A 25886-nucleotide genomic window follows, 5' to 3' on the forward strand; every position below is an offset into this window, starting at 1 on the left:
AACCCTAAATAAGCTCCTTACTACTATGATTTTGTATACATGCAGTTTACTCATTTAGTTTTGGTCTAGTTTGTAAATATAAATTCAAATCTGGACTTGAACCGTTAATAATTATATCTCGAACAATTTTAGAAAGTACCATACTATAAACTAATCCATTATCTCCATACGCATAGATAAAGTGACAATTTGGAAACTCTTCATACATTCCAATTATAGGTAAACCATCATGAGTACCACCATAAAAAGCACTTAAATAAAATTCAGGTTCAACTGTTATATTGGGAAAGAGCTTATTAAATTCATTCACTAATTTCTCTTTTTTATGGATTAATTTTGAATCTCTTTCTTGAGCAATGTTTGTATCTTCATCTAATCCACCTATAATAATCCTATTATCTGCAGTAGTTCTCATATAAATATATGGTCTCGCAGTTTCCCAAATGAGAGTGCGTTTATACCAAGAAGATAAATCTTCCACAGGATTAGTAACAATTGCATATGAGCTAATCAGTGTAGCGTTCTTTTCCTTTTTAAATTCCAATCCTTCATATCCTGCAGCCACAATTACTTTATTGGCAGTAATAGAATTGCCCTCCTTTGTATAAAAGATAGCACATTCTTTCTCTAACTTTTTGCCAACAATCTCTGTATCTTCATAAATGTGAACTCCTTTATTAGAGGCTTGTTCTAATAAACTATGTGTAAATTTATAAGGATTTATTTCACCATCATTATACGTATAAATAGCTGCATGTTTTTTAAATGGATATCTCTGTCCAATTTGTTTTTCTGATAACCAAGCCGCTTTAAAATCATGCTTATGTAAATAATACAGTTCCTTTTCTAATTTCTTTATATCCTCTTCATAACTTGCATAATATAAGCTGTCACGTCGTTTAAAGTCAGAGCAATAAGGCAAGTTTTGATCAGCATATTCCATATCATTAATAGCTTGTTCACATAATTTCATATGCTTAACTGCATACTCTTCCCCAAATGTATTTACAAGTTCAAAAAACATCTTATCACCTAAATATTGAATAAGTGCTGTATTTGTAAGGTTACTTCCATGTCCTACCTTTCTTTTATCAACGATAACAATATTTAAATCTGATTCACTCAAATAGTATGCTGATTGAGCACCCGAACTTCCTGCTCCTATTATTAGTACGTCACATTTTATATCTTCGTCCAAACGAGGATAAGAAGGTGTATTAGAAAAAGTCGTGTTCCAATATAATTTCCCTTTCTGTAAATCCATTTTAATTGCACCGTCCTAAATAAAATAGTTATATCCCCATCGGTATCTCCAAATCATTCTTACTATATACTTCTTATCAAAATTATCTTGCTATCATGAATAAAGGTTTTCATAAACCTAAAAGCCTTGTCTTAAAAATTTTTTTCGAAAAAACGTCAAATAATTTTTTATTTTTATTATAAAAAGAGCAAAAGATCTCCATTTATAGAAGATTTCTTTTACTCTTTTTAAAGGAAACAACTCCAAATATTTAACATATTATAGTATCTACCAAATAAAAGTTGCTTATCTATCGATAACTTACACATAAGAATGCATTTGTTTCACTACTTTATTAACAGAAACTTTAACAACCGTTTCTTTTTCCCCTGTTCTATCAATCTTGAAACCATGAACTTTAACATCAGACGGTACTAGTGGATGATGACAAATCATATCTATACTCTTCTCAATATTTTCACTAACATTTTCTTTTCCACTTAGCCATTCATCAAGGCTACCATTTGAAAATTCAGGCATGCAATTTTCAAAGAGATAGTCTAGTTCCCTGTTATTTTTTATGGAATCACGTTGAATTTGTAGATTAACTACCTCAGTTTCTTTATCCTCTATTCCTACAACAAAAATTTCTTCAACATTTTCTTGATAAATAGCAATAATAATAGATCTCATTATATCTCCATAAGGATGTACAATTACAGAATCGTAGCTGTGTATAGTCAACATGTTTTCTTGTTGAATGTTAGTTACTTGTTGGATAATAGGCTCTATTCCGTGTTTAATGTCTGTTAACAATAAAACTTTTTTATTCTTTGAATTCATATGGAGCACCCCTTCTTCATTATTGTATTTATGAACCTTTTAAGTTAGTAGCAATAGTTGATTATGCATTACATGATTGTTACCAGTTTTTCCAGCGTCCCTCTGGATCAACACTTGCAAGTCTAACCCATCCATTTTGAACTTTTTCTCGAAATGTGAAATCATTATTTAGCAAACGTTCTATATATTGAATAGGCGCTTGAATTACAATTAGTAAACGAAGTGGTGAATGATACGTCTCACTATCTGACTGCATAACGGATTGCCAAGGTAAGCCTGGCAACAAATCACTTGCATTTCCCTGCATAACACCTAGACCCGCCGTTACGGTTTGGGTTGTTTTGTTTCCACTACCATAATAATGAGGAGCTACAGTTGAAGCGTAATATTGTAGATTTATCCACTGAGCTACTGTTCCTGGTCCTGCAATAATGTTAGCTAATATATCGCCACTTTCATCCTGTTTCCAATCATAATTATGGAGGAAAGCCCTACCTTCTAAGTCACAATTCTGAGTTAATTCTCGTTGCCCGATAATAAAAGATGCATTACGAGCTAATCCCCATTCTGGACGTATTTCACTCCAATCTTCTGCAAATCGATGTGCCTCTTTACTCGCATTTTTTATTTTCGTTTTAAAATTTGGTAATTGCGTTAAACGCTCTCTATTTGCATGTTGACTCACATTTGGCATAATCGACTCGATACAATCAAATGCTTCTTGCGCAGTTTCCGAAAGTTCTGGGACGTAAATCCATTCCAATTCATCCACTGTTGTTTTATGTTCAGCTGCTGCAAAAATGGTATCCTCAGGAATTTTAATACCTTCAGCAAACAACGCTTCTCTCACTTCTGGAAGATTACATAAAGTAGCAAAAACTCTTGCATTGAATCCCCCTGCTGCTCCGCCACAAGCACCACACTCAAGTGCTGCAGCATAAGGATTGTTCGTACTTTGACTACTATGTCCGCACATTACAACTAAAGGAGCAAATTTTTCTGTCAGTCCCACCATTTTTAAAGCTTGACGCACATAGTTCACTTTTTCTTCTTTCGTAAAACCGATAGGTATCTCACCCTTTGTGTCATGAACATGATTAAGCGAGAATGTTGTATCAGGTTTTTGTAACATAGTTTTACGAAGGTTACGAATGAAACTACCAACTCCTCTTGGGACAAAACTTCTTGTCACCATCTGTAGACCAAGTAAAGGACCACTTAACTCAGGTAGCGCCATACTTGTCATTACGTTCTGTTTCATCGTTTTAAATGTATAACGTACCGAACTGCCTACCCTCTTACGCTGCTCATAAGATTTAAGTTCATTTTCATTTGTGAGCTCTTTTATTTGATGTTTCGGTTTGAGTATAACTGGCAAAGAAGGGTGGTTGTTATTACTACCTAGTTCACTAGTTGCAATTGGTAATCCAAAGAAACCAGCTATTCCAAATGTTTCAAACGGACCTAATTTTTCAAGGTGGCGACGAAATGGTTCTGAACGTACATCAATACAGAATGCTAATTGAGCTAATACACGCTTTTTATCATCGGTTGCACGTTGTGTAGAAGCAATCTTCTCTCTTAATTGCTCTGCATGCGTTTGTTCCCAAGCTTCCAGCCAAAGTTTCTTGCGAATATTTTCATCAAAACGATAAGCGAATACTAATAACTCACTTTGTTCAGTAGCAGGCATTTGTAACCATTTCCGTGTTGAAATATTCCCCCAATAGATCCAAGAAGCTATAAGTGGGACGATCGAAACTTTTTTCTCAACCTTTTGATTTTTTAAAGGTAAATAAGGTTTTACAATAGCCAGCTCCATAGAAATTCGAACTGCTAAATATTCTATGAGAAGTTCCTGTTCCTGAATTGCTTGTTGTGAGCGCCATCGTATCATTCCTGCCCACCCAGGCAAAGAAAGTAAGTGCCCTTCAAGGTAAGATTGTATGTTAGATTTAGAAATTCCTAGTTCAGATAATGCTCTCGCTAAAGCTACTTCGGCATCTTGTGGCCAATCTTTTAAAACTTTACGCTCATTTTTACTGAACGCTGGATCAAATTTAATAAGGTGTTGCCATGCACGATAAAAACCTTTCTCTCGATTTGGCATCGTCCAATTTGATCCGGATTCATCAAGATATAATTTACACCATTTAATGATATGATAATTAAGAACATCAGATAGGTTTTCACTATTTTGACTCTCTATAAGCGAACTTATTGGCTGCATAACAGAGGCTTGCATACTTGCTGTATTTATATAATTCATTTCTTCTGCCAATTTATTTACTTCTGGCGATGATAATAGACTAGAAGGTAATTTTTCTAACTTTAAAGCTGCTTGGCAAAATCGCTCTGCTTTCTCTCGCGGAATATGAAAAGATTGTGAATCTATCCAACGAGACAAACTCATTTGTAAAAATGATTCCTCAATCTCACCTTTCGCTTTTGCCGAATGAATCATGGAGGCACTAGGATAAATATCCACATTACGAGCTTCTTTTAACCAATTTGCGACTTGTTCAAATGATTGCTTTTCAAGTCCCATCCAAGGGTGGTGAGCTGCAAACGTAGAGATAGGCCAAAGTGGCGCAATAACTCGGCTAGCAGATGCAACTAAATCATTTATATTATTTTCTTGCATATCAATGTTTGTATCTTTCTTTAATATTGACGGTATGCTCATCACGAATTACCTCCCTTTGATACATAATGTTTCAGATAGCTTGGGTGACTTTCTACTGACTTTCGTCTCGCCTCACCTACTCGAACTAACCAAAGATAAAGTACAGCGAATAAAGTAGAAGATTGATGACGAGTAACGAAAGTACTAATAACACTACTAAATAGTAAAATACATATAACAAAGATAACGGCTGGAGCTGAAGGTTGAACACTTTGATAAATATCAGTATGCAACCATTTATAAAGAGAATTATGAACGGTAAAGTAAATGAGAGAAAATCCAATCAAAACAATTACGCCAGCAATTCGTCCCATTCTTCCCTCTCCAAAAACAACAAGCTGTTTCCATGAAAAGTATAGTGACCAGCCTAAGATTAACGCACTAACTAGTTGATACCCCTCTCCAGAAGTCATAAACCAGAAAGTAATTGCTATAAATAATCCTAAAACACGCCCAACTATCATCCATAAATTAGACATCTTTTCATTAGACTGATTCACTACCCCAAAACGTTGCACGGAAGAACCAGCTTGTAAAAATAGTGTAGCTTTAAACAAACCATGTAAAATTAAATGAATAATAGCTGCTAAATAGGCGCCTAATGCACATTGAATAAGCATAAATCCCATTTGTGCAATAGTTGAACCTACTAGCTGACGTTTATAATCAACTTGAACTAAACTAATTCCTGTTCCGATTAAGACAGAAATACTAGAGAAAATTAGTAAAATGATTTGTGCAATATCATCATGAAAAAGTGGCGAAAATCTAGTTAATATGATACCTCCAGCATTTACTAAACCCGCATGCATAATAGCAGAAACAGGAGTTGGAGCAACAGCTGATTCAATTAACCATCTGTGAAAAGGCCATTGTGCTGCTGGAATCATCACAGCTACTATAATCAATAAGTTAATTCCTGTTTTCTCCAATGTTCCAAATTGAGCTACATTTTCATTCGTTAAAACTGATGTTAACTGCCACTGTCCTGTTACTTGAAAAAGCCAAATGATAGCTGATAGTAAGGCAATCCAACTTATTGTAAATAGGTAGCCAGAGATTTTAGTTGCTTCACTAACTACTTTCCACCCTTTATTTAGCCCTATAAGTAGAACCAATCCTATAAGCGTTGCTCCCCAACAAATGAGCATTAAGCGAAGATCATCACTTAACCATGCAACCGAAGATACACCTGTAGTACATGTAAAAAGTGCAAAGTATTTTCGATATGAGTGATCCCCCATTAAATAACGTACAGAGAAACGCTGAATGATTAAACCAATTGTAAGAACAAAGAAAGCCATTAACCAAGCTAAAGTATCTAGATGCCAAGGCCCCACAACTCTATCTCCATTGTTATTAACAAGTGCGAGTAAAGAAATCAATGAAGGCAAAGCAGCGATACCAATATGGATATGAACAAAACGTAAAGGCATCCTTGCATGTAAAAACAATAATCCACTTAGCCAAGAAGCACTAAGCGCCATAAAAAATAATGTTAACAGTGTTGATGAACTCAGCGAAATTAACATGTTAAATACTCCCTTCTAAGCGAAAATAGCCTATAAAAATTCCTTTTCATTACGATAGTTTTTTTAATTTCAATTTTCATTCACTCTTTTTAGTACATCGTTTTTTCCCATAAAAAAAACCGACAACTTCCATAATTCAATGATTTTATATCATCATTGAATTATGGAGATTGTCGGTTTCACTTCAACTAACTTCAATAAAGTTTTTTGAAGAGCTCCCATTTTATAGAGGATAGTAATGTATGTATTACTCCTATTAAAAAGAAATGTATATTTCTGATCTCCTAGATTATGCAATCAATATATCAATTTATGTTATACGCTATCTTTTAATTAAGAAACTTTTTCATTTAGTCAATATTACATATTAAAAAAATGCTAAAGCCTTAATTATAGCAAACTGTTAAAATGAGCATCTATCAATTTTTTAAAACAATTATAAGATAAACCATATTAAGCAGTTTGTCAATTTCTTTATCCGTTTTTTAAGAGTTATTAGAATTAAGATTTATTATACCTAAATAACTTCAAGTTTTTAATTATTAGCCTGTTAATAAAGTGCAAAACTTGTAGGTTTCTTAATCCTTCCACTAACCTTAAGGTATTTTTAAAATTTCTCCTCAAGATTATGAAGCAATTTAAAAATCATTACTCGTTCGCCTGTACGGGAGCTTATATCCGTATGAAAGCTTTTCACTTCCTCTCCAGTTAATTCTAGTATAATCTCTTTCAGATCATCAATTCCAGATTCAACTAGCTCCGAACGATTTTTCTTTATCGTTAGCATACCGTCTTTTGTTTCGCAAACACTGTATTCAGCCGGTGTTAAAACACCTTGTAAATTTACGATAATCATATCCCGTAATATATCTGTCTTAACGGATATAGACCCGCGTCCTAGGTAGTCCTTTTCCCAGTGAGTAATTGCTTTGCTTATCTCTGATTCAATAGAGCCTTTTGAGCTTTTCATCTATGTATCCTCCTTCAATAAAATAAATTTACAATAACAATATAATAATCCGGATTGATTTTATTTTCAATTATTGAGAAGAATTTATAGGGATCGTTGTCAGGTATCCTTTAGTATTAAAGTGAATTTTTATATTGCGATATATGTTTTTTAATTATCCCCAACAAAATACTCTTACTATAAAGACTCTGTTGCATACATTTCTAAAAAGGACATTCCGGAGAAAACAAGGAAACTCTTGTAACGTAATATACAAACAAAAAATCCTACACTTATAAGTAGGATTTTTCTCTTTTTATATTAGTCAAAAAACTAAAAGTATACCTGTCCTCCAAACATATTAACGATTGGGTTTATGCATATTTCCTTCGAATTTTGCCAACCACCAATAACAGTAAAGGAATCCCTAGCTCATAAACGGGAAATGCAATTGGAATTACGAAAAATATGTAGTAATAATGGGTAAATGTTTGGATATTTTTAACTGACACAGCTATGATGAACGAAATAGGAGCAAGAACTAACGCTACTTTTCGCCAATCCTTCAAATGAAATATTTGCGCTGTTCCATAACAAGCGATGAACATGTATAACGCCAATTTCACAAAAATACTAAAAAACCAAATAATAACTATCAAAATATCCACATTTTGAATGAACTCCATGACAGATATGTATCGGCTCAAATCGTAAACCGGATACAAAAAACTTGAAGATAAATTCGGACCGAATGTTAAAATGACCGCTAATGTTCCGATCGTTACCATGAAAACGGCTAATCCTACCCCCAACATCGCCCTTGATGACGCTTGCTCTGGTTTATCCATAAAGAAAACGAACATCATCATCATAACAGCCTCTCCAAAAAATGCGGCTACAGGAGTATAGGAACCTTTAAGTATGGGAAGCCAACCAGAATCGTGATAAATAGGCTGCATATAATCCCAATTCATATTGCCAACATTCAAAGTGATTACAAACGTTATCATTAAAAGTACAATTGGCCCTATGATTTCACTTAAACGTCCAACACCTTCCACCCCTCCTTGGTAAATGATAAAAATGAGCAATAATATCGCAGTAAAGACAATGACCCACAAAGGTGTATTATGAAACAAAGCGATAATAATGAACTCACCAAATTCACGGACGGTTATCCAAATTATCATGTACCACCCAAAGAAGTAAGGAATCATCAGCAGCTTTCCTAGCCATTTACCAAGAATAGTTTGACTAAATTCAATGAGAGTTTGTTTCGGATAAAGCGAACCAAGTGTAGTTGCCAAAAAAGTAAGAGCAACCCCTATCGCTCCTGCAATCAAAATCGAGATCCACGCATCTTGTTTGACCGTACGAATCGTCGCTGGAATAACTAGAAGAAGGGATTGTCCCACTTCAAATGTGAACATCATCCAAAAGATTTGCCTCCCAGAGATTTTCATCGAATTTCTCACACTCTATATCCCTCCTTATTTTTTCATTTCATTTTTCTTCAACTGCAACGGTGGTCCAGTCAGTCCTACTCGCCGAATAGTAAGCTTTGTACGAACAGAAACCTCCACTTTTCGAAATTGTTTACTCCAATTCTTTTTTAACCCTTTCCATTCGGATGGATATTTTTGATGAATGGCTTCTCCAAATCCAAAGATATCGGTTCCGTATTGTTTTTGAACCTTTTTAATAGTTTGGAGAGCTTCCTTTTCGGACTGTTTTTCCAATACTTGTTCTAAAAGAGTAAGATTTTTTGGCTGCGAAAGATCTAAATTCGTATTGTTCTCCTGAATTGTTCCTTCACCAGAAAAAACAATGTCACACTTAATTGTGTCCCCTTGTATAGTAGGCATGATTTTTCTATTGATCTTTGTCATATATAAACTTGCACTACCATTTCCTTTAGAGGCCGTTGCTGTAACTGTCTGTTTACTTAAACGATTCACTACCCAAAGAGTAGTTAACCATTCCTGCATGTTCAAGTATCCTACCAATTTGAAATCGTTGTTAAATATAGCACCGCCTACAATTTGAAACCCTTTGACCACGGTTTTACCTTTTTCATGAGACACATTTAGTTTAATAACGGGCAAAATCGGGGTGATTCCATCACTCGTACCAGCAATGAGAAAATTTAATAAAGACATATCTCCCGCTGCCTCTATTTGCATATGCTCTTTAAGTGCCCCAAGTGCCGGGATAGACTCTAAAGGGATGGATGCTTTCAGAAAATCTTTTGCAGTATTCCCTTTTATGACAAACACACCTGCTCGTAATCGAATATCAGGATCGCGGCTATATGCATCTAAAACTGGAGCAAGACCACTTTTAGCCATTTTTTCTCCAATCAATATTACACGCTGGTGCCCTCGAAAAATTTCTCTCGACATTTTTGTTTGCATCATTTGTATAGCTTCATGTGTATCCCTTCCCGTTCCCGATTCTGTAAAAAACGCTTTTCCTGCATTACTTCTTCCGCTCTGTCCCATTCCCATTTTTGATGGAATAATAAACTGAGCACTAATTTCAATCTTATTATTCTTCGCTTGATCAAGTCCCCATCCTAATTCTATTGCCAAATCATTTAATTCTGTCCGATCCCAACATCCCGTCAAGAAGCATAAAGAAATGACCAGTATCATACAGAGTGCCTTGTGCAGGCTCATTCTGTTTCCCCTCCCCGTTTCTCATCTGGCTTTTGTCCACCTGGAAAACGGACTTTCTCTTCACCAGATACCATTATTGGGCGGTGGGTCATATTCCAACGAGGTGTTCGGAGAAAAACATCCTTTAAATCACGAGGAGTCTGAGGTGCAACTGGACTTAAATACGGAATGCCAAAAGAACGAATGTTAGTTAAATGAATCAAAATCGTAAGGGTACTTATTGCAACACCGTATAGCCCGAGCATCCCTGCCAATAACAGCATCGGAAAGCGTAACATCCGGTAAGCTGTTCCTAAGTTGTAGCGCGGGAACGCAAATGACGCAATACCGGTCGTCGCCACAACAATGACCAAAGGTGCGGAAATAATACCTGCTTGCACAGCAGCTTGCCCGATAACAAGTGCTCCGACAATACTAACTGCTGATCCAACAGGTTTTGGTAACCGAACCCCCGCTTCCCTCAAGCCTTCAAATAAAAACTCCATCATTAGCGCTTCTATGACAGCCGGGAACGGAATGCCTTCTCGCGCAGCTGCAATACTAATAAGCAAATTTGTCGGAATTAATTTAGGATGAAAGGTTGTAATAGCAACATAGAGAGAAGGAAGAAATAATGAAATATTAATTAATATTAAACGTATCCATCGAACAAAAGTTGTGTAGATGGAGCGTTCATAATAATCCTCCGCTGCTTGTAGACCAGTCCAAAATGTCATAGGAACAATCAAAACGAAAGGTGTGTTATCTACTAAAATGGCGACTTTCCCCTCTAATAAACTTGCACAAACCGCATCTGGCCGCTCAGTATTTTGAATTTGTGGAAAGGGCGAAAAGGGTTGGTCCTCAATAAACTCTTCAATGAAAGCTGACTCCAACACTCCATCAATTTGAATTCGCTTTACCCTTTGGCGAACTTCATCCAAAACCGAATCAGGTGCAATTCCCTCAATATAGGCAATTACCACATCTGTCTGTGACAATTCCCCAATCGAATAAGGTTCCATTTTTAGTTTTTGGCTTCGAATTCTTCGGCGAATCAGGCTCGTATTGACCCTTATCGTTTCCGTAAACCCGTCCCGAGGGCCACGAACAGAGATCTCCGCAGCAGGCTCTTCAATACCTCGTTTTTCAAAACCTTTTAAATCAGCGACTAGAGCTTGACTCTCTCCTTCTGTTAAAATGACGATATTCGCTTTCAATACTGCTTCTATAACCTCACGAACTTTAGAGATTGTCTTTACTTGAGAAACCGCAATTAGCTGATTTTGTATAATTTCTCCTACCGAATCCACACTCTTTACTCCACTAGGCAGACCTTCGAACATCATTGGTTTCAAAACAACTTGTTCCACAACTTTAGTGTCAGTTAATCCATCTATATAAATAAAAAGAATTTTATTTTGACTTTCTATGATTATTGGACGAAAAACAATATCGGAACAATTTTCAAAAACTTTTCTCAAAACTTCTTCATTCGCAGATACACTCTGCTTGAGTTCGCACTCTTGATCATTTTGGAGCAGCATACTTGCACTCTCAAGTTCCTGAATATCTTTTCTCAAACGCTTTCTACTAAGTTTTTTCATCATACTACCCCATTTATCGAGTGGTTTATGTTTTGAACCCAATTTTTAGTAATTTCTTGACAGAATAGCTTTAAAAAACCGTTCCACTAAATGTTTTTTGTAAGTAATCATTTATCTAGAAAACAAAAGGAAAATATCCCCTCTATATCCTTCTTAAAATCTCCTTACACATGAAAATTATTCAATTTTTTCTATAAGTTAGTTATTCTAAAATGAGGTATCCATAAAGTAACTTGTAAATGCTGCTTTGTTAAATTGGTAGTAATAAGCTTATAGCAGCGAGCAAAAAAAGCATGTCCTGAAGAAAGATAAATCAGAACATGCTCTTAATTTATTTATTTGATACTATAGACGTTGATCTTTCTGGAAATTTAGTTGAAAATGATCCGCTTCATTGTATACCCCGAATTCATACCCTTTTTCCTTATAAAATTTAATAATTTCCGGAAGCGCTTGTAATGTCTGTGGTTTTTCATGCATTAGAACTACTTCCACATCTTCTGTTGTTGTACGCTTTACATTTTCTATAATTTGCTGTGGGTTACCTTTTAGTTTCCAATCATTTGAATCTATTGTCCAATCCCAAACTTTTATTGCTGCTTCTACAATTTGATTACGAATTTCCTCACCCTTTAATCCCGGTGCAGATCCATATGGCGGACGAACTAGTTTAGGAGTTGTACCCGTAATATTATGGATCAGAGCTAACGTTTCTTTCATCTCCGGTACAAATTGTCCCTTTTTGTATAGCTTATCACTATTATGTGTCATACTATGAGCACCAATATAATGTCCTTCTTTTACCGCTCTTTTTACATTTTCCTGAAAACCTGTATTTTGTAAATTGCTACCTTGCATAAAAAATGTCGAGGCAACATTTTGTTTTTTTAGTACATCTAAAAATTTCCCAGTTAATTCACTAGGACCGTCATCGAATGTTAAATACACAACCTTTCCTACCGGTTTTCCATCAGGTCTTTTCTGTTTTGCCAGTGATGTGTCCTCTTTCTTTTTTTGTTGTTGCGTATTAGCTAGCTTAATACTTTCATTAGCTACTCCTTTCGCTGGAATAGAGTTCCATTTTCCTATTAAAAAGAACGTGAAAAAGGTCGTTGCTAAAACAACTCCTAGAGATATTATTACCTTAGTTAGTCGACTTGTTTTTTTCTTACTTTGTGATTCTTTCATTATTTTTCGATCCTTTCCCTATTAATTTTTATATTCATTATTTATACAGCTGAGCATTAACTCCAGCTGATGTTTACAATAAATAGATTAATAGAGGAAGGTGAAGATAAAATGCAGATAATGTCGAATTTAGTTAAAGAATAACGTATGGCATCCACTCTTTAAAAAAATATTTGTTTCTCTACTACAGTTAAATTTGAAAACTGGATATACATCCAAAATAAAAGATACTACTCTTTCTAAACAATATTTTTATATCAAGATAACAACATACTGGTATAAAGATAAAATACAAAGATAGCCGTACTATTGAAATTCTATTATAATTTTGTAATTGGAATTCATTTGAACCAAATAAAAAACTAGAAGAAATATTATTATGTGGAGGTGCCCCGATGAACCTTGTAATTAGAGAGTTAGAAACAAATGATTTAGATAATCTCCCGGAGATTGATGACAGTTTTATAGTGAATGCTCGGTTAATTCTTTCTCTTTCCAAAGGAAATAAACGTATAGAATATACAGTAGAAGACGTTCCGAGTTATGAAAAAAGTTATTTACAAAATCAAGATGATAATGAAGAACTGGCTTACAATGAATATATAAATAAACCTAATCAAGTCATTTACATAGCACTGTTACATAACCAAATCATTGGATTAATGGTATTAAAAAAGAATTGGAACCACTATGCTTACATAGAAGATATAACGGTAGATAAAAAATATCGTACACTCGGAGTTGGTAAAAGATTAGTTGATCAAGCAAAGCAGTGGGCAAAAAAAGGTAATATGCCAGGTATCATGCTTGAAACGCAAAATAATAATGTCGCAGCATGTAAGTTCTATGAAAAATGCGGATTTGTAATTGGTGGGTTTGATTTTCTTGTTTATAAAGGTTTGGATAAGACAAGTGATGAAGTTGCAATTTATTGGTATTTGCATTTCAAATGAAACTGTTTTTAACATTAAACAAAGTCAAAATAAAAACCCCAATCTCTCTATATTAAAATTGAGAAACTGGGGTTAAGTTATTTAACCATATTTTTTATTTAAAACAAGTAACTAATTAATAATCCTGCTGATAATAAGAAGCCAAAAATCGTATTTGTCATCGCTGTTGATTTCATTGCGATGCGCATATACCCAGGATCCTTTGCCCCTTTTTGGAAACTTTGAATCGCAGAAATTGGCTTTCTCAAACCTAGGAACATAACTAATGCCCAAGGGCTTATATAACCCATTAATACAATTACGGCAATCCATAAATACGCAATAAAAAAGGCTACCGCTAGTGTTACCACAGCTTTCTCTCTCCCAAGGAGGATTACTAATGTCTTTCTTCCACCTTTAATATCTTCTTCGATATCTCTGATGTTATTCGACATATTGATTGCACCGACTAAAATTCCAATTGGAATGGAAATCAATACACTTTCAATCGTTACAGTATTCGTTTGAATAAAGAAAGCAATGAGTACAAAACATGTCCCCATTAACAATCCAGAAACTAATTCTCCAAACGGGGTGTACGCAATTGGTAGTGGACCACCTGTATATAAATAGCCAACTGCCATCCCAATTAAACCAATAACCACTAACCACCAACTACTATTCATACAAATATAAATGCCAATAAAAGCTGCTACGACATATAATAAAAGCGCAACTGTTAACACATTTTTTGGCTTCAACCCATGACGGACAATTCCGCCACCGATGCCAACGGATTCAGCGGTATCTAATCCACGTTTAAAATCATAGTACTCATTAAATAAGTTAGTTGCTATTTGCAATGCTAAACATGCAACCATCATCGCAATAAATAACAGCCAATCAATTTTGGCAACATAAAGTGATGCCACTGTTCCTAAAATTACAGGAGAAAACGTCGCCGTTAATGTATGTGGGCGCGTCATCTTCCATATTAATTTAGCGGAACTAATTTCTTTTTCTGTCCCCATAACTCTGTTCAATCTCCCTACATTTTAAGTATAAATTACTAGCAGTATCTTTCTATCTATTTCCTGCTTCGCATCCATTCATTATATCAATAAATGATTATCCTTTCTAACAAATCAACTTTTAATAAAGTAAAAATTATAAAATGAAACTTTACCGTTTTCACATAATATTCTGTATTATTCCTAAGAGTGGTTTTAAAGCAATGCGATAAGTAAATGAAATACATAATAAAAAAGAGCCCATCCCCTATAAGATAGAAGATTGACTCTTTCCTTTATTTACTCCCCTGTTTCAGAAAATCGCTTTATACGTTCACCAATTTCATCACGAACACGTTGAAATTCGGACCACTCTTTTCCTGCTGGATCATCAAATCCCCAATGAACACGATTTACATACGGCGGAGTAGATGGACAAACAGAATCCGCATGACTACACAGCGTAACGACTAAATCAGCACTATTTAAAATGTTTGCATCAATTATATCTGATGTTTGATTTGTTATGTCGATATTTACTTCGTTCATTGCTTTAATTGCATTTGGATTTACTCCATGTGCTTCAATTCCTGCAGAATATACATTCCACTTATCCCCTAAATATTGTTTACCCCATGCTTCTGCCATTTGGCTTCGGCATGAATTTCCTGTGCATAAGAAATAGATTGTCTTTTTGTTTTCCATGTTGTTTTCCACCTTTGTTTTTAAATTATACTGGTTGATCATTAAAATATTTACGCTTAAACCAAAAAGCGACGTTTACAAGTGCAATCATTACAGGTACTTCCACTAACGGCCCGATAACAGCTGCAAATGCTGCGCCCGAATGAATACCAAACACACCAACTGCTACAGCAATCGCTAACTCAAAGTTATTACTACCTGCTGTAAATGCTAACGTTGTCGTCACCGGATAGTTTGCACCAATTTTTCTTCCCATAAAGAAAGAAACAAAAAACATTACAATAAAATAAATTAATAACGGAATCGCTATTCTTAATACATCTAATGGTACGCTAACAATCATTTCCCCTTTTAAAGAGAACATAACGATGATTGTAAATAGTAATGCAAGTAATGTAAGTGGACTAATCTTCGGTATAAATACCTTTTCATACCACTGTCTACCTTTTAACTTAACGAGTACAAATCGCGTCAACATACCTGCTATAAAAGGAATTCCCAAATAGATAAACACGGATTTCGCTACTTCTACCATTGTAATATCGACAATAGCCCCTTCAATTCCTAACCATTCTGGAATGACTGTTACAAACACGTACGCATAAACGGAGAAGAATAGCATTTGGAATACTGAGTTAAAAGCCACTAAACCTGCTGCATACTCTTTATCCCCATCTGCAAGATCGTTCCAAACAATGACCATCGCAATACAACGTGCTAACCCAATCATAATGAGACCAACCATATATTCTGGCTTATCAGGAAGAAAAATAATTGCTAAAACAAACATAAGTACAGGTCCGATAATCCAGTTTTGTACTAAAGATAAAACCAATACTTTTACATCTTTAAATACTCGGCCCATTTCCTCGTAACGAACCTTTGCTAACGGTGGATACATCATGACAATTAAACCAACAGCAAGCGGGATAGACGTTGTTCCAACTTGTAATGTATTTAGTCCGTCTACTACACTAGGAAATACATACCCTAAACCAATCCCAACAGCCATAGCTAGAAAAATCCATAGTGTTAAATATCGATCTAGAAAAGATAAACGTTTCATTTTATTTTCCATCTCCTATTAACAACAAGAATTTTGTTCTACTACGTTAGAAGTCGTGCAACAAGATGCCTCTTCTATTTTATGAACATCACTATGTGCTTTCGTATAAAAGAATTCCCACTCGTTCCCATCAGGATCCGTTACCCAAAACTTATCTTGTACTGCATAGCAACAAGTCGTATCCATCTCATCACGTGCAAAGAATCCTTCTTTTTCTAATCTTTCTTTATGTAACGTAATTTCTTCAGCTGTGTCCACTTGGAAACCGAAATGATTTACTTGGTTTCCCTTCACTTCATCTCTTACGTTCAGCGTGAAGTTAAGTCCTGGCGTCTCTAATAAAAATTTTGCATAATCCACCTTCACCTTAACTGATGACACACCAAATACCTTTTCGTAAAATTCAATAGACTTCTCTAAATCCGTAACGTTTATACCGACGTGAACATATCTCATAGCTTATTCCTCCTCTTTGTATATTATTAATCAATTTTTTTTGATTAATGACTCGAAATTTTAACAACAGCTACCTTTTCCTGTTTTTCTAAAGATACAGCACAATTCTTCTGATAATAAATTATTTACTTCCGCATCATTTAAATCATAATAACTCCACGTACCTTTTGTTTCTTTCACAATTAAACCTGCGTCTAATAAAACCTTTAAATGATAGGACAGCTTAGATTGTGTCATTTCAAAGACCTCTGCTAAATCACATACACAAGTCTGGCCTCGCTGGCAAAGCTCATACATGATTTCTAAACGTTTTTGATCAGCCAACGCTTTAAACTTTTTCTCATATAACTGAAAATTTTGTGCCACTGTAGTTCACTCCCCTTCATCAACTTTTTTTGATGTTTATAGTATATACGCTAGTGAGTTTATTATGCAACTTATTAATCAATTTTTTTTGATTTAGAAAAACTTCCTCCCATTATATCTTTGTTACAATTAAAAAAGACCATAGCTTTTTCAAAAATGAAAAACTACGGTTCTTTTTACAACTTAATAGTTACAATATTTCCGAGGAATGGAGTCTCTATAACTGTTTTAAATTTTAATTTGACCATTATAGAGTAGTGCCCCATTACCATCAAGCTAAGAAAAACAAATACCCCAAAATGAGAAAAATCGATATAACTCTTCGGCAAATAAAGATAACTCTTGTTTTTAGCGCATAATCATAAAAAGCACGTCACCCTTTCTCATTAACATAAGAGAATAGTAACGTGCTTTCAATTTCAAAAATAGTCTAAATCCTTAAGTTGATGGTTGTGGGGCCGGCCCCAATAAGAACGGTATCTAAGATTGTATGAAAGGTGTTAGTTCCATTCAAAAGGCCTCAGCCGACGATTAACTCAAGTACCGGTTTCGGATGACTCCCATGTGATGAAGTTCGTGTCCTGCGATGCCGTACGCGAGGGCGCGCGCCGTAATGCTTAGGTTGTTGGCTGTGCCCTTGCGGTTCCACGCCTCCGCCGGTAGCCCGCGCAGCAATGTGATCGTTGATTGCCGGACGGCCTGGTAGTCTTCGGCCAGTTGCGCGATTGTCCAGCTTCCGAAAGGAGGCATGAACAATTCCTGATCGAAACCGGTCAGCGGCGTCTGGTCCCCTCTTGCGAACCGGAGCAGGCGGTAGGTCATGACGCGTTCCGCGTCTGTAATGTGGCCCACAACTTCTTTCAGTGTCCATTTTCCTTTCGCATACCGATATGCGGCCTGGCTTTCGGTCAACGATGCCAGGAGCTCGGTCATTTGCTTTTCCTGGGCGAGCAGAATGTCGGTGATGTTACCGTCTGGCACCAAACGGATATATTCGCCGGAGCTCCCAGCGTATTCTTCTTCTGACGGTCTTTGATTCATGCGTAGTCACCTCTTTATGCATATATAGAAAATTATAGCGCTCGTCTATGTCTAATCAATTCGCGAAATGATAGGACTTTCCTTCTAATAATTGAGGAGAAGCAACTATTTAGTTGGTCGGTCGCCACACTATCCTGATTCGCTAGCACAATAAGCAACGCTAATCAATAATGCATAAAAATTATCTGTTATACAATATTTCGAAGTTATTAATATATAAAGGTAACACCTTCTTTTTTTAATTTAAAGATGAATTTTCAATTGTATTTTGAAATGAACCGAAGTAAAACACACTAGTCTAACTACTTTTCTATACAAGATTTTATGCAAAAAAGAATAGCGAAGACCCCTAGAATCCCCGCTATATCAATGATGTATAAAATCTTGTATAAGTGATAGATAGACATAGAGACAAAAAATTTAGTGAAAACAAGGATTCTATGAAAAACTTGCTACCGATAATCAAGAATTATGTAAATAAGCTGTCCATGTGGACAGCTTATTGTTTTTTTTACAGTTAAATTGTCTGTAGTAATCGAAGAAAGGTTACAGAGAGGGAGCTGAAAGCTTATAAGCATTGGTTGGAATTTTTGTACAGTAACATCGTACATTTGTTACTACCTATATAAATTTAATTGAAAATACGAGATACAAAAAACATCCTGCATGTTTGAACCATGCAGGATGTTTTCTAGTCTTTGTTTTTCATAATGTAAGAAATCAAACGAAGGATCTCTAAGTATAACCATACTAATGTCATCATAAGCCCTACTGCGCTGTACCACTCCATATACTTAGGTGCTCCACTCTGAGTACCATTTTCTATGGAATCAAAATCGAGTAATAAATCTAATGCAGCAACAATAATTACAATTGTACTTATGATGATACTAATTGTCCCACCTTGGTGAATATATGGAACAGTCACCCCTAAGATGCCTAGTAAGAAAACAATAAAATACATAATAAGAATTCCAAGTGTTGCAACCGTTACAACCGCACGGAACTTTTTAGTTACTTTTACTATTCGCGTTGCGTATAACACTAACATGGCAAATAAAATCGAAATCGTTAGTAATACGGCAGTTAAAGCGATAGAATCACCAAATCGCTTTGTATAATAAGCTGAAATACTTCCTAATAAAATTCCTTGTAATACTGCGTAAATCGGTGCGCAGATTGGTGATATACGAGGAATGAATATAACTAAAAATGCGACAATTAGAGTAACTATTATAATTCCAATTAACACAGGTATTTTCATTGTCCCTTGTGTCATCTGTACGTATGAATAGACAGACGCTGCAAGAAGTAAGATAAGCAAAATGAATGTTTTTGCTATCGTTCCACCGATAGTCATCGTAGAAGCATTTTTCTTTTCTTTATGAAATTTTTCTTTTTTTAATATTGGATTAGTTGTCCTCATTTTTTCCTCCTAAATATACTTTACCTTTAAAGTGGAGCTTTATATTTCTAATTTTTTATCTATGATACGACCTGTAATAGCTGTTAGAACAATTATGAATAAGCAAGTAAAACATACATCTAAAATAGTGAAGTCTTCACTAGGATACAGTGAAGTGTCAATAAAACCATTTTTATCTATGAACCACGTACTCTTTATGGTGATTACATATTCTCCTAATTTACTAAAAAAATCCAATACTAATGTTTGTATGATTAAAAATAAAGCAAAGAAAGTCATTGATAAAAATCTTTTACTCAATGATGACTTTATAGGAATGAGTTTTGTAATTACCATGATGAAATAACAGGAAATTAATATACTCATGAAATCGATTCCCCATAAAAAAACGGAAAGTATGTGATGAAAAACTCCATATGCATATAACTTATGAAATTCTTGTTGATAGCCTTCAGATACTTTTTCTCCAAGGTTACTCTGAGAAAAATAGTATAGAAAAATTAAGCCTATTACTAATAAAAGAATAAACATTAATGTGAAAAAAAATAAATTTGCATATATATACTTTTTTCCTGAGATAGCTGTATAACGAATCATCGTATTTTTTAGCATTTTATTGAAAGAAGGCAAAGCTATTAAAAGTAGTAAAAATGCAGCGCCACCTATGATGAATATAAATATACCTAAAGTTATATCCTTTGTAATTTGATTTGTCACCTTTGATAATCCCACCATCTTAAATAAAAGAAGTAATGAAATAGTAATAAATCCAAGGTAAAATACAGCTATCCTTTTTCTATTACAGTTAAACAAATAACGAAAAAGTGGGTTCATTTCTCAAAAACCTCCTTAAATAACTCATGTACTGATTTTCCATGGTGAAAACGAATTTCTTCTACATTTTCATGCAATACAATACTCCCGTCTTTTAAAAAGATTACCTCATCAAATATATTTTCAATTTCCTCTACTAAATGAGTCGAAATAAGAATGGTACTATCTTCACGATAAAAGTTAAGAATTAAATCTACTATATGCTTTCTAGAAACAAGATCAATTCCACCTAATGGCTCGTCTAATACATATACCGTTGCTTTCCTTGAAAAAGTTAATATTAGCTGTAATATCCCTGTTTTCCCTTTTGATAAGATGCTTATATTCTCCTCTAGCGGGATTTTAAAGTTAGCTATCAAATCTATTGCTTGTTGTAGATTAAAATCAGCATACATATCTTGATAGAACAACAAAGCATCTTTTACAGTCATCCATTTTTCAAAAACAGGACTATCGGGCATAAATGAAACGATTTTTTTCGTTTCTAATCCCACCTTTTTATCTTTAATTGTAATACTTCCTTTAGAAGGAAAACGTAAACCCGAAATCATTTTTAATAATGTCGTTTTCCCACTACCATTTTCACCAACAAGACCGATAATTTTTCCTTCTGAGATTGTTAGGCTTATATCTTGAATCACTGTTTTTAAATCATATCTTTTCGACAGATTTTCAACTTTCAATAATTCTTTCATTCATTTCCCTCCTTTTTCTTTTCCAAATAAGAACGGAGTATTGGGAGAACCTCTTCTTCCATAAATCCTAAGTTATTCATTCCATTTATAAAATTATCAAGCAACTCTTTTGCCATTTCTTTGCGTAGCTCTGTAATTTTTTCTTTATTCATTGTTACAAATCTTCCTGTTCCTCTACGTGTCTCAGCAATACCTTTCCGTTCTAGCTCTTGAAACGTACGTTGAATTGTATTTGGATTAACTTGTAATTCACCCGCTAATTCACGTACAGCAGGAATTTTTTTACCTGGTGCCAAACGTCCTGTTACAATTTCTTTTTTGATGTATTCCATTACCTGAACATAAATAGGGATATTAGGAGAAAACTCAGTTTTCATTTCTTTCCTCCTCTGTATTAGTGTACTAGACAAATAGTACACTAATGTAAATTATATGTAAATAGTTATTTTGAAAACCATAACAAATGGAAGGTGATATATTTAGTGAATTCGTGTAAACACCCAAGTTCCAAAAACGACCGTTTATTGTACTTTACTTATTTCTATCCAGATAGAGAAAAATACTATTTAAATTCAGTTTCAAAACTCATTACCAAAAATAAACGCTCCTAACATGTTAGTCATATATAATATGTTAGGAGCGTGATATTTTAAGTGTTTTTTAGATTTAGGTCTTGATAATAAAATCAGTGGTCGCTGTGATAATTGCGGCAACACCGCATTTAAAAGTTCCGTTAAAGATTTCATCTTCTTAAGAGAATGCCGTCAATGTGGTATGAAGAAAATTATATAGCCCTATCTAGGGCTTTTTTCATTACAAAATAAAATCATACTATTGGTGTAGAAAGACATGAAAGTGGATACTTTTTAGACACGAAAGTAGATACTTCTTGAATATCTTCCGCTACTAATATAAATTCCAAATGAATTTTCAGTTCACATTTAATTAGGCTTTGCTGAAATGCAAAAAAAGAGAGCAAAACTCTCTTTTTCATTTAATCAATACTATTTTTAAAATTTAAATAATAAAAAATAGCCAGTTAAAATAGTGTGTTGTTATATGTTTTGCTAAACACGCTCTTACAAATATTTAAACCCTGCATTAATTTCTTATTCCATTCATTTAACTAATAAATAATTTTTTATATTCGGTTATCATGCCACAAGTTTATTGGAAAATGATTATTCTGGTTATAAACTTCAAGTTCATAACCTTTTTCTTTTAACCCTTTTATAATCTGTGGAGCTGCTACCATCCTGCACTTGCATTCATACCAGAACCCATAAAAGTAATAAATAACGGCCATAATAACGGCCATAACGTAAGAAGTATATTTACAAGTATAAGTATACTATATACCCCAGGGAAATTATGATTTTTACAATTTACCAATACTAAAATCACTAATAATATTATGGGTATTAAATATAAAAATAGCATTATAAACCAATACCATGTCATTAAAGTAAGGCTCAATGGTCCTAATATCATGTGTACAACTCCGAATGATATTCCTAATGCTCCAAAACTAAAGGTTGTAATTATTGTTTTTAGAAGCACTTTAGCCAATTTTGAGTCGTACGATTTTCTACTATATAGACCTATCACGATATACAACGATAGATATGCCATTAATACACCTATCCAAATCAATAGCCAGTCTGCATCTAACATACAGATGTCAAACAGCGCCCAACACACCCCTACTATTGAAAAAACAAGGGAAATAATTATATATTTTAAAACTGGTTTCATATTCATTTCACGTCCTTTAAAAACTTAAGAATACATTATTAGCTTGTATTCTTCTTTTTCTACCGCTTTACTATAGTCTGTTGTATATTCAATAACAGTAATCTCTTTACTTCTAAGTAGATTCTTTTTCCACGTTTTCGCATCAGTTGACAGTATGAGTTATTCTCTCCTAATTTAGATGGATCACTGGAATTGGCTTTAATATGAATCTGCTACCTCAAACCGCTTCATCTCAAGTAAAACTATATCTAAATGATGAGGTTTTACTTGAGATCCAGGTGATAGCGGTAAAATACATCACCATTTGCTAGTATTCTTCCATTACTTCTTTTTGAATTATACTCCCTCCTGTTCTCCATACAATATACCTACCTAGATTCAATTTATGTTTTAAATTGTTATTTTTTTTCATTTCAATCAAGCTAGCAAAACTAAATATCATTTTACTTTTTTATTATATAGACTATACTAATTTCTCTTCCCACTTATAGGTTTCGTTTAAGCTAAAAAATATAGCCTCAAGAACGGGATCCTGAGACTCTATTTTTATTTTAGAAAGGACAGCATAACTTTCTCTGTTTCTTCTTTACTTAAATCACCTGCAATAATAAAGACTTGAAAAGCGCTATTCTTTCCTTTTGCAGGAACTATCATTTGCATTACTTTATAGGTTTCCTCTGTATCAAGACTTTCAACTAAGGTTATTTTTGTACCTTCTAATTCATAATTTGTTACCTTTTCATTATAATCCGCTTTTTTATTCGAGAATTCTATTCCCTCAGCAGTAACTGCAGATTGGTGCACAATATATACATTATCTTTACTTTCATTTTGATATTCATAAATAAAATCGGGATTCATTTTTCCAGTAGTCATCGGTGTATTAACACCTTCTCCAGTTAATTTAAACCCTTTTACCACATAACTTGGGGTGTTAATTGGAAAATCAACATATTTCTGTGCTTCCTTTTTAGTTAATCTAAAATGCGAATGAATTTTCTCTCTAAATGGTCCAATTTCTTCACTGTTTTTCTCATATTTTTTTTCCTCTTCTGGGTCTAACTTTTCAGGACTTCCTACTTGCCTTACTTTTTTATCTAAAATATGTGCTTCTGTTTCCAATGTAATGAATCGATCAAATTCTTCTTTCGTAAACAGATTCCTCGCCACTCCAATCTCTGTAAGTAAAGTATTATAGTCTCCTTCGGAAACAAAAAATTCTGCTTCTGCTTGTTCTTTTGTACCAATCATTTTTTCTACAATTCGCTGTATAGGAGCATCTGTTCGTGTTTTTAATTCTTTCATATTATTTTTCACTTCTAATTGTTGTTTCTCAGGGTTAGTCGGCTGATCAGCACGGGCGTTTAATAAGGATACAGATGATACTGCAATCACTGCCACAGCGCCTATCGCAGACCAACGATATGATTTTTTTTGGAATTTTTTAATCATTAGAATTCTCCTTTTTAACGCTCTCTTGTTTTTACTAAAATTTGCTATACTTGGTACTTGATAATAACTTGAGTAGTGTTCCAATAGACTAATAATAGTATGTCCATACGCAATTTGTTCCTCTGAATCTATACATGTAAGAGCTAATGCATCGCATGCTAGCTCTTGATCTTCCCGCATACATGAGTAGGCATACCATAGAATGGGATTAAACCAATTTAAAATGAGTAACCCATGCATAAGCCAATTTACACCAACATCTCTTCGCTTGATATGAGCTAATTCATGATAAAAAATATATCGTAATTGTTGTTCATCTAAAATCTTCATATGTACACTGGATAACAACAACTTGGGGCGAATAAATCCGAACACCGTTGGACTAGAAACCTTTCCAGATACAAATAGAGGGATATTCCGTTGAATAGACATAGATTGCTTACACTTTTCAAAAATCTGGACAATCTTCTCATCTGTAATAACAGGTTGTTTTTTTATGTAAAGTAATAAACGCCTGTTCATTATAAACGTAGCAACGCTTAGAAGGATAACGCCAGTAAGCCAAATGTATATACAGATTGTATAAAATGAAATCGACTCATCGTCCTGCTTTTCATTAATACCTGCTTGTGTCTTGTTTGCCTGAACAGTTTTTGTTGAACTTGAGGTATAAGTATCTTCTTTTGTGAGAACCTTTGTATCGTCTATACCTTTTAATTCTTGCGTACTCTCTTTTGTAAGAAACTTAGCTACAGGATTTCCCCTAGAAATGAATGCATCGTCATTCTTGTAAGTAAGAACAGAATAGATACTATAGGAACTATCTGGAGACCAAGGTAATACAAGTCTTATCATTAATATGATCCATAGCATATACTGCCAACGTGGCGTTAACTTATTTCTAAACAAGACCTTGATACACAAGATTAGGCCCACTAATATACTAGCCATAATAGAGGTCTCAATCATCCAATCAAAAAAAGCAGGTAGATAGATATTTATAAATTTTTCTATCACTATAATCTATCCTTCCTCTGATTTTCCTCAGTTTTCTCATCCAGAATACGTTTAAGTTCGTTAATATCTTCTGAAGACAGCTTTTCTTCTTTTAAGAAATTTACAAGTAAAGGTTTAAATGCTGCACCATAGAAACGTTTAAGTAAAGATTTCGTTTCTACTTGTAAATAACTATCTTGCGATACCAAAGGATAATAAGAGTACAGACGCCCTTTATCTTGATGATAAGCCACTGCTTCTTTGTGAACTAATCGATTAATCAACGTTCTAATCGTTTTCGGTTTCCAATCCATTTTTACCTCCAACGCTTCAATTACATCATTTGCCGTTTGTGGAGAGTTTGACCACAATACTTTCATTACTTCTAATTCAGCTTCCGAAATTTTAGGTAATTCTTTCATTGGTTAAAATTACACCTCTCTGTAT

Annotated in this window: 23 protein-coding genes and 2 pseudogenes; 2 read left to right on the plus strand and 23 right to left on the minus strand. The window is 34.3% G+C overall.

Going from position 1 to position 25886, the window contains the following annotated elements; all coding sequences use genetic code 11:
* Nucleotides 1–46: 46 nt before the first annotated feature.
* The 9 genes from MKY21_RS15775 to MKY21_RS15815 all read right to left on the minus strand — a co-directional run bounded on the left by MKY21_RS15775 (nt 47) and on the right by MKY21_RS15815 (nt 12705).
* A complete protein-coding gene (locus MKY21_RS15775) occupies nt 47–1264 on the minus strand; it encodes an NAD(P)/FAD-dependent oxidoreductase (protein WP_341076780.1) in 1218 nt (405 codons plus the stop codon).
* Nucleotides 1265–1564: 300 nt separating this feature from the next.
* Nucleotides 1565–2086, minus strand: coding sequence for a carbonic anhydrase (locus tag MKY21_RS15780; RefSeq protein WP_341076783.1), 522 nt, complete (start codon nt 2084–2086; stop codon nt 1565–1567).
* Between the two features lie 79 nt (nt 2087–2165).
* On the minus strand, nt 2166–4772 hold the full coding sequence (locus tag MKY21_RS15785; RefSeq protein WP_341076785.1) for a DUF2309 domain-containing protein: 2607 nt from the start codon (nt 4770–4772) through the stop codon (nt 2166–2168).
* Nucleotides 4772–6304, minus strand: coding sequence for an NADH dehydrogenase subunit 5 (locus tag MKY21_RS15790; protein WP_341076788.1), 1533 nt, complete (start codon nt 6302–6304; stop codon nt 4772–4774). Before MKY21_RS15790 ends, MKY21_RS15785 begins: the two co-directional genes overlap by 1 nt.
* Before the next feature lie 607 nt (nt 6305–6911).
* The gene (locus tag MKY21_RS15795; RefSeq protein ID WP_000842547.1) at nt 6912–7274 is read right to left on the minus strand and encodes a DUF2294 domain-containing protein; all 363 of its coding nucleotides are present in this window, start codon (nt 7272–7274) and stop codon (nt 6912–6914) included.
* Nucleotides 7275–7627: 353 nt separating this feature from the next.
* Entirely contained in the window at nt 7628–8716 is a 1089-nt protein-coding gene (locus MKY21_RS15800) for a GerAB/ArcD/ProY family transporter (protein WP_341077921.1), read from the minus strand.
* Nucleotides 8717–8743: 27 nt separating this feature from the next.
* A complete protein-coding gene (locus MKY21_RS15805; protein ID WP_000052111.1) occupies nt 8744–9931 on the minus strand; it encodes a Ger(x)C family spore germination protein in 1188 nt (395 codons plus the stop codon).
* Complete coding sequence (locus tag MKY21_RS15810; RefSeq protein WP_001986345.1) at nt 9928–11520, minus strand: spore germination protein; 1593 nt, start codon at nt 11518–11520, stop codon at nt 9928–9930. Before MKY21_RS15810 ends, MKY21_RS15805 begins: the two co-directional genes overlap by 4 nt.
* Nucleotides 11521–11862: 342 nt before the next feature.
* Nucleotides 11863–12705 (minus strand): polysaccharide deacetylase family protein, encoded by an 843-nt coding sequence (locus MKY21_RS15815; RefSeq protein ID WP_000665179.1) that lies wholly within the window; start codon nt 12703–12705, stop codon nt 11863–11865.
* Between the two features lie 395 nt (nt 12706–13100).
* On the opposite strand from MKY21_RS15815, the gene satA reads away from it, so the two are divergent.
* Nucleotides 13101–13658: a streptothricin N-acetyltransferase SatA gene (satA, locus tag MKY21_RS15820; RefSeq protein WP_088859588.1), complete on the plus strand. Its 558-nt coding sequence runs from the start codon at nt 13101–13103 to the stop codon at nt 13656–13658.
* A 98-nt stretch (nt 13659–13756) separates the two neighbouring features.
* Here the strand turns inward: satA and menA are convergent, their stop codons facing one another.
* The 10 genes from menA to MKY21_RS15870 all read right to left on the minus strand — a co-directional run bounded on the left by menA (nt 13757) and on the right by MKY21_RS15870 (nt 21613).
* A complete protein-coding gene (gene menA / locus MKY21_RS15825; protein WP_000536385.1) occupies nt 13757–14668 on the minus strand; it encodes a 1,4-dihydroxy-2-naphthoate polyprenyltransferase in 912 nt (303 codons plus the stop codon).
* Nucleotides 14669–14947: 279 nt separating this feature from the next.
* A complete protein-coding gene (gene arsC, locus MKY21_RS15830; RefSeq protein ID WP_098906499.1) occupies nt 14948–15352 on the minus strand; it encodes an arsenate reductase (thioredoxin) in 405 nt (134 codons plus the stop codon).
* Nucleotides 15353–15377: 25 nt separating this feature from the next.
* The gene (gene arsB / locus MKY21_RS15835) at nt 15378–16418 is read right to left on the minus strand and encodes an ACR3 family arsenite efflux transporter (protein WP_137074850.1); all 1041 of its coding nucleotides are present in this window, start codon (nt 16416–16418) and stop codon (nt 15378–15380) included.
* An 18-nt stretch (nt 16419–16436) separates the two neighbouring features.
* Entirely contained in the window at nt 16437–16874 is a 438-nt protein-coding gene (locus MKY21_RS15840) for an ArsI/CadI family heavy metal resistance metalloenzyme (RefSeq protein WP_137074851.1), read from the minus strand.
* Between the two features lie 60 nt (nt 16875–16934).
* The gene (gene arsR, locus MKY21_RS15845) at nt 16935–17240 is read right to left on the minus strand and encodes an arsenical resistance operon transcriptional regulator ArsR (protein ID WP_002103330.1); all 306 of its coding nucleotides are present in this window, start codon (nt 17238–17240) and stop codon (nt 16935–16937) included.
* Between the two features lie 531 nt (nt 17241–17771).
* The gene (locus MKY21_RS15850) at nt 17772–18281 is read right to left on the minus strand and encodes a DinB family protein (protein WP_341076805.1); all 510 of its coding nucleotides are present in this window, start codon (nt 18279–18281) and stop codon (nt 17772–17774) included.
* A gap of 691 nt (nt 18282–18972) precedes the next feature.
* Nucleotides 18973–19707 carry a Bax inhibitor-1/YccA family protein gene (locus MKY21_RS15855; RefSeq protein WP_001260970.1) on the minus strand — a complete coding sequence of 245 codons (735 nt, stop codon included), beginning with the start codon at nt 19705–19707 and terminating at the stop codon, nt 18973–18975.
* A 39-nt stretch (nt 19708–19746) separates the two neighbouring features.
* Nucleotides 19747–20541 (minus strand): hypothetical protein, encoded by a 795-nt coding sequence (locus MKY21_RS15860; protein ID WP_001068594.1) that lies wholly within the window; start codon nt 20539–20541, stop codon nt 19747–19749.
* A complete protein-coding gene (locus tag MKY21_RS15865) occupies nt 20538–21236 on the minus strand; it encodes an ABC transporter ATP-binding protein (protein ID WP_000661383.1) in 699 nt (232 codons plus the stop codon). Before MKY21_RS15865 ends, MKY21_RS15860 begins: the two co-directional genes overlap by 4 nt.
* Nucleotides 21233–21613 (minus strand): GntR family transcriptional regulator, encoded by a 381-nt coding sequence (locus tag MKY21_RS15870; protein ID WP_341076808.1) that lies wholly within the window; start codon nt 21611–21613, stop codon nt 21233–21235. The genes MKY21_RS15865 and MKY21_RS15870 overlap by 4 nt, the downstream gene beginning before the upstream one ends.
* A gap of 313 nt (nt 21614–21926) precedes the next feature.
* Here MKY21_RS15870 and MKY21_RS15875 point away from each other — a divergent pair.
* Nucleotides 21927–22028, plus strand: a pseudogene (locus tag MKY21_RS15875) (hypothetical protein); the annotation flags it as partial.
* Between the two features lie 349 nt (nt 22029–22377).
* Here MKY21_RS15875 and MKY21_RS15880 read toward each other — a convergent pair.
* From MKY21_RS15880 to MKY21_RS15895, 4 genes and pseudogenes are all read right to left on the minus strand, one after another.
* Nucleotides 22378–22485, minus strand: a pseudogene (locus MKY21_RS15880) (polysaccharide deacetylase); the annotation flags it as partial.
* Entirely contained in the window at nt 22485–22991 is a 507-nt protein-coding gene (locus tag MKY21_RS15885) for a DUF3902 family protein (protein WP_000805755.1), read from the minus strand. The gene MKY21_RS15885 and the pseudogene MKY21_RS15880, both read right to left, overlap by 1 nt.
* A 546-nt stretch (nt 22992–23537) precedes the next feature.
* Nucleotides 23538–25460 carry a M56 family metallopeptidase gene (locus tag MKY21_RS15890; RefSeq protein WP_000570341.1) on the minus strand — a complete coding sequence of 641 codons (1923 nt, stop codon included), beginning with the start codon at nt 25458–25460 and terminating at the stop codon, nt 23538–23540.
* Complete coding sequence (locus MKY21_RS15895) at nt 25460–25861, minus strand: BlaI/MecI/CopY family transcriptional regulator (protein WP_000661430.1); 402 nt, start codon at nt 25859–25861, stop codon at nt 25460–25462. Before MKY21_RS15895 ends, MKY21_RS15890 begins: the two co-directional genes overlap by 1 nt.
* Nucleotides 25862–25886 lie beyond the last annotated feature (25 nt).

The organism is Bacillus sp. FSL R9-9497 (assembly GCF_038005805.1).
Taxonomy (GTDB): Bacteria; Bacillota; Bacilli; order Bacillales; family Bacillaceae_G; genus Bacillus_A; species Bacillus_A cereus.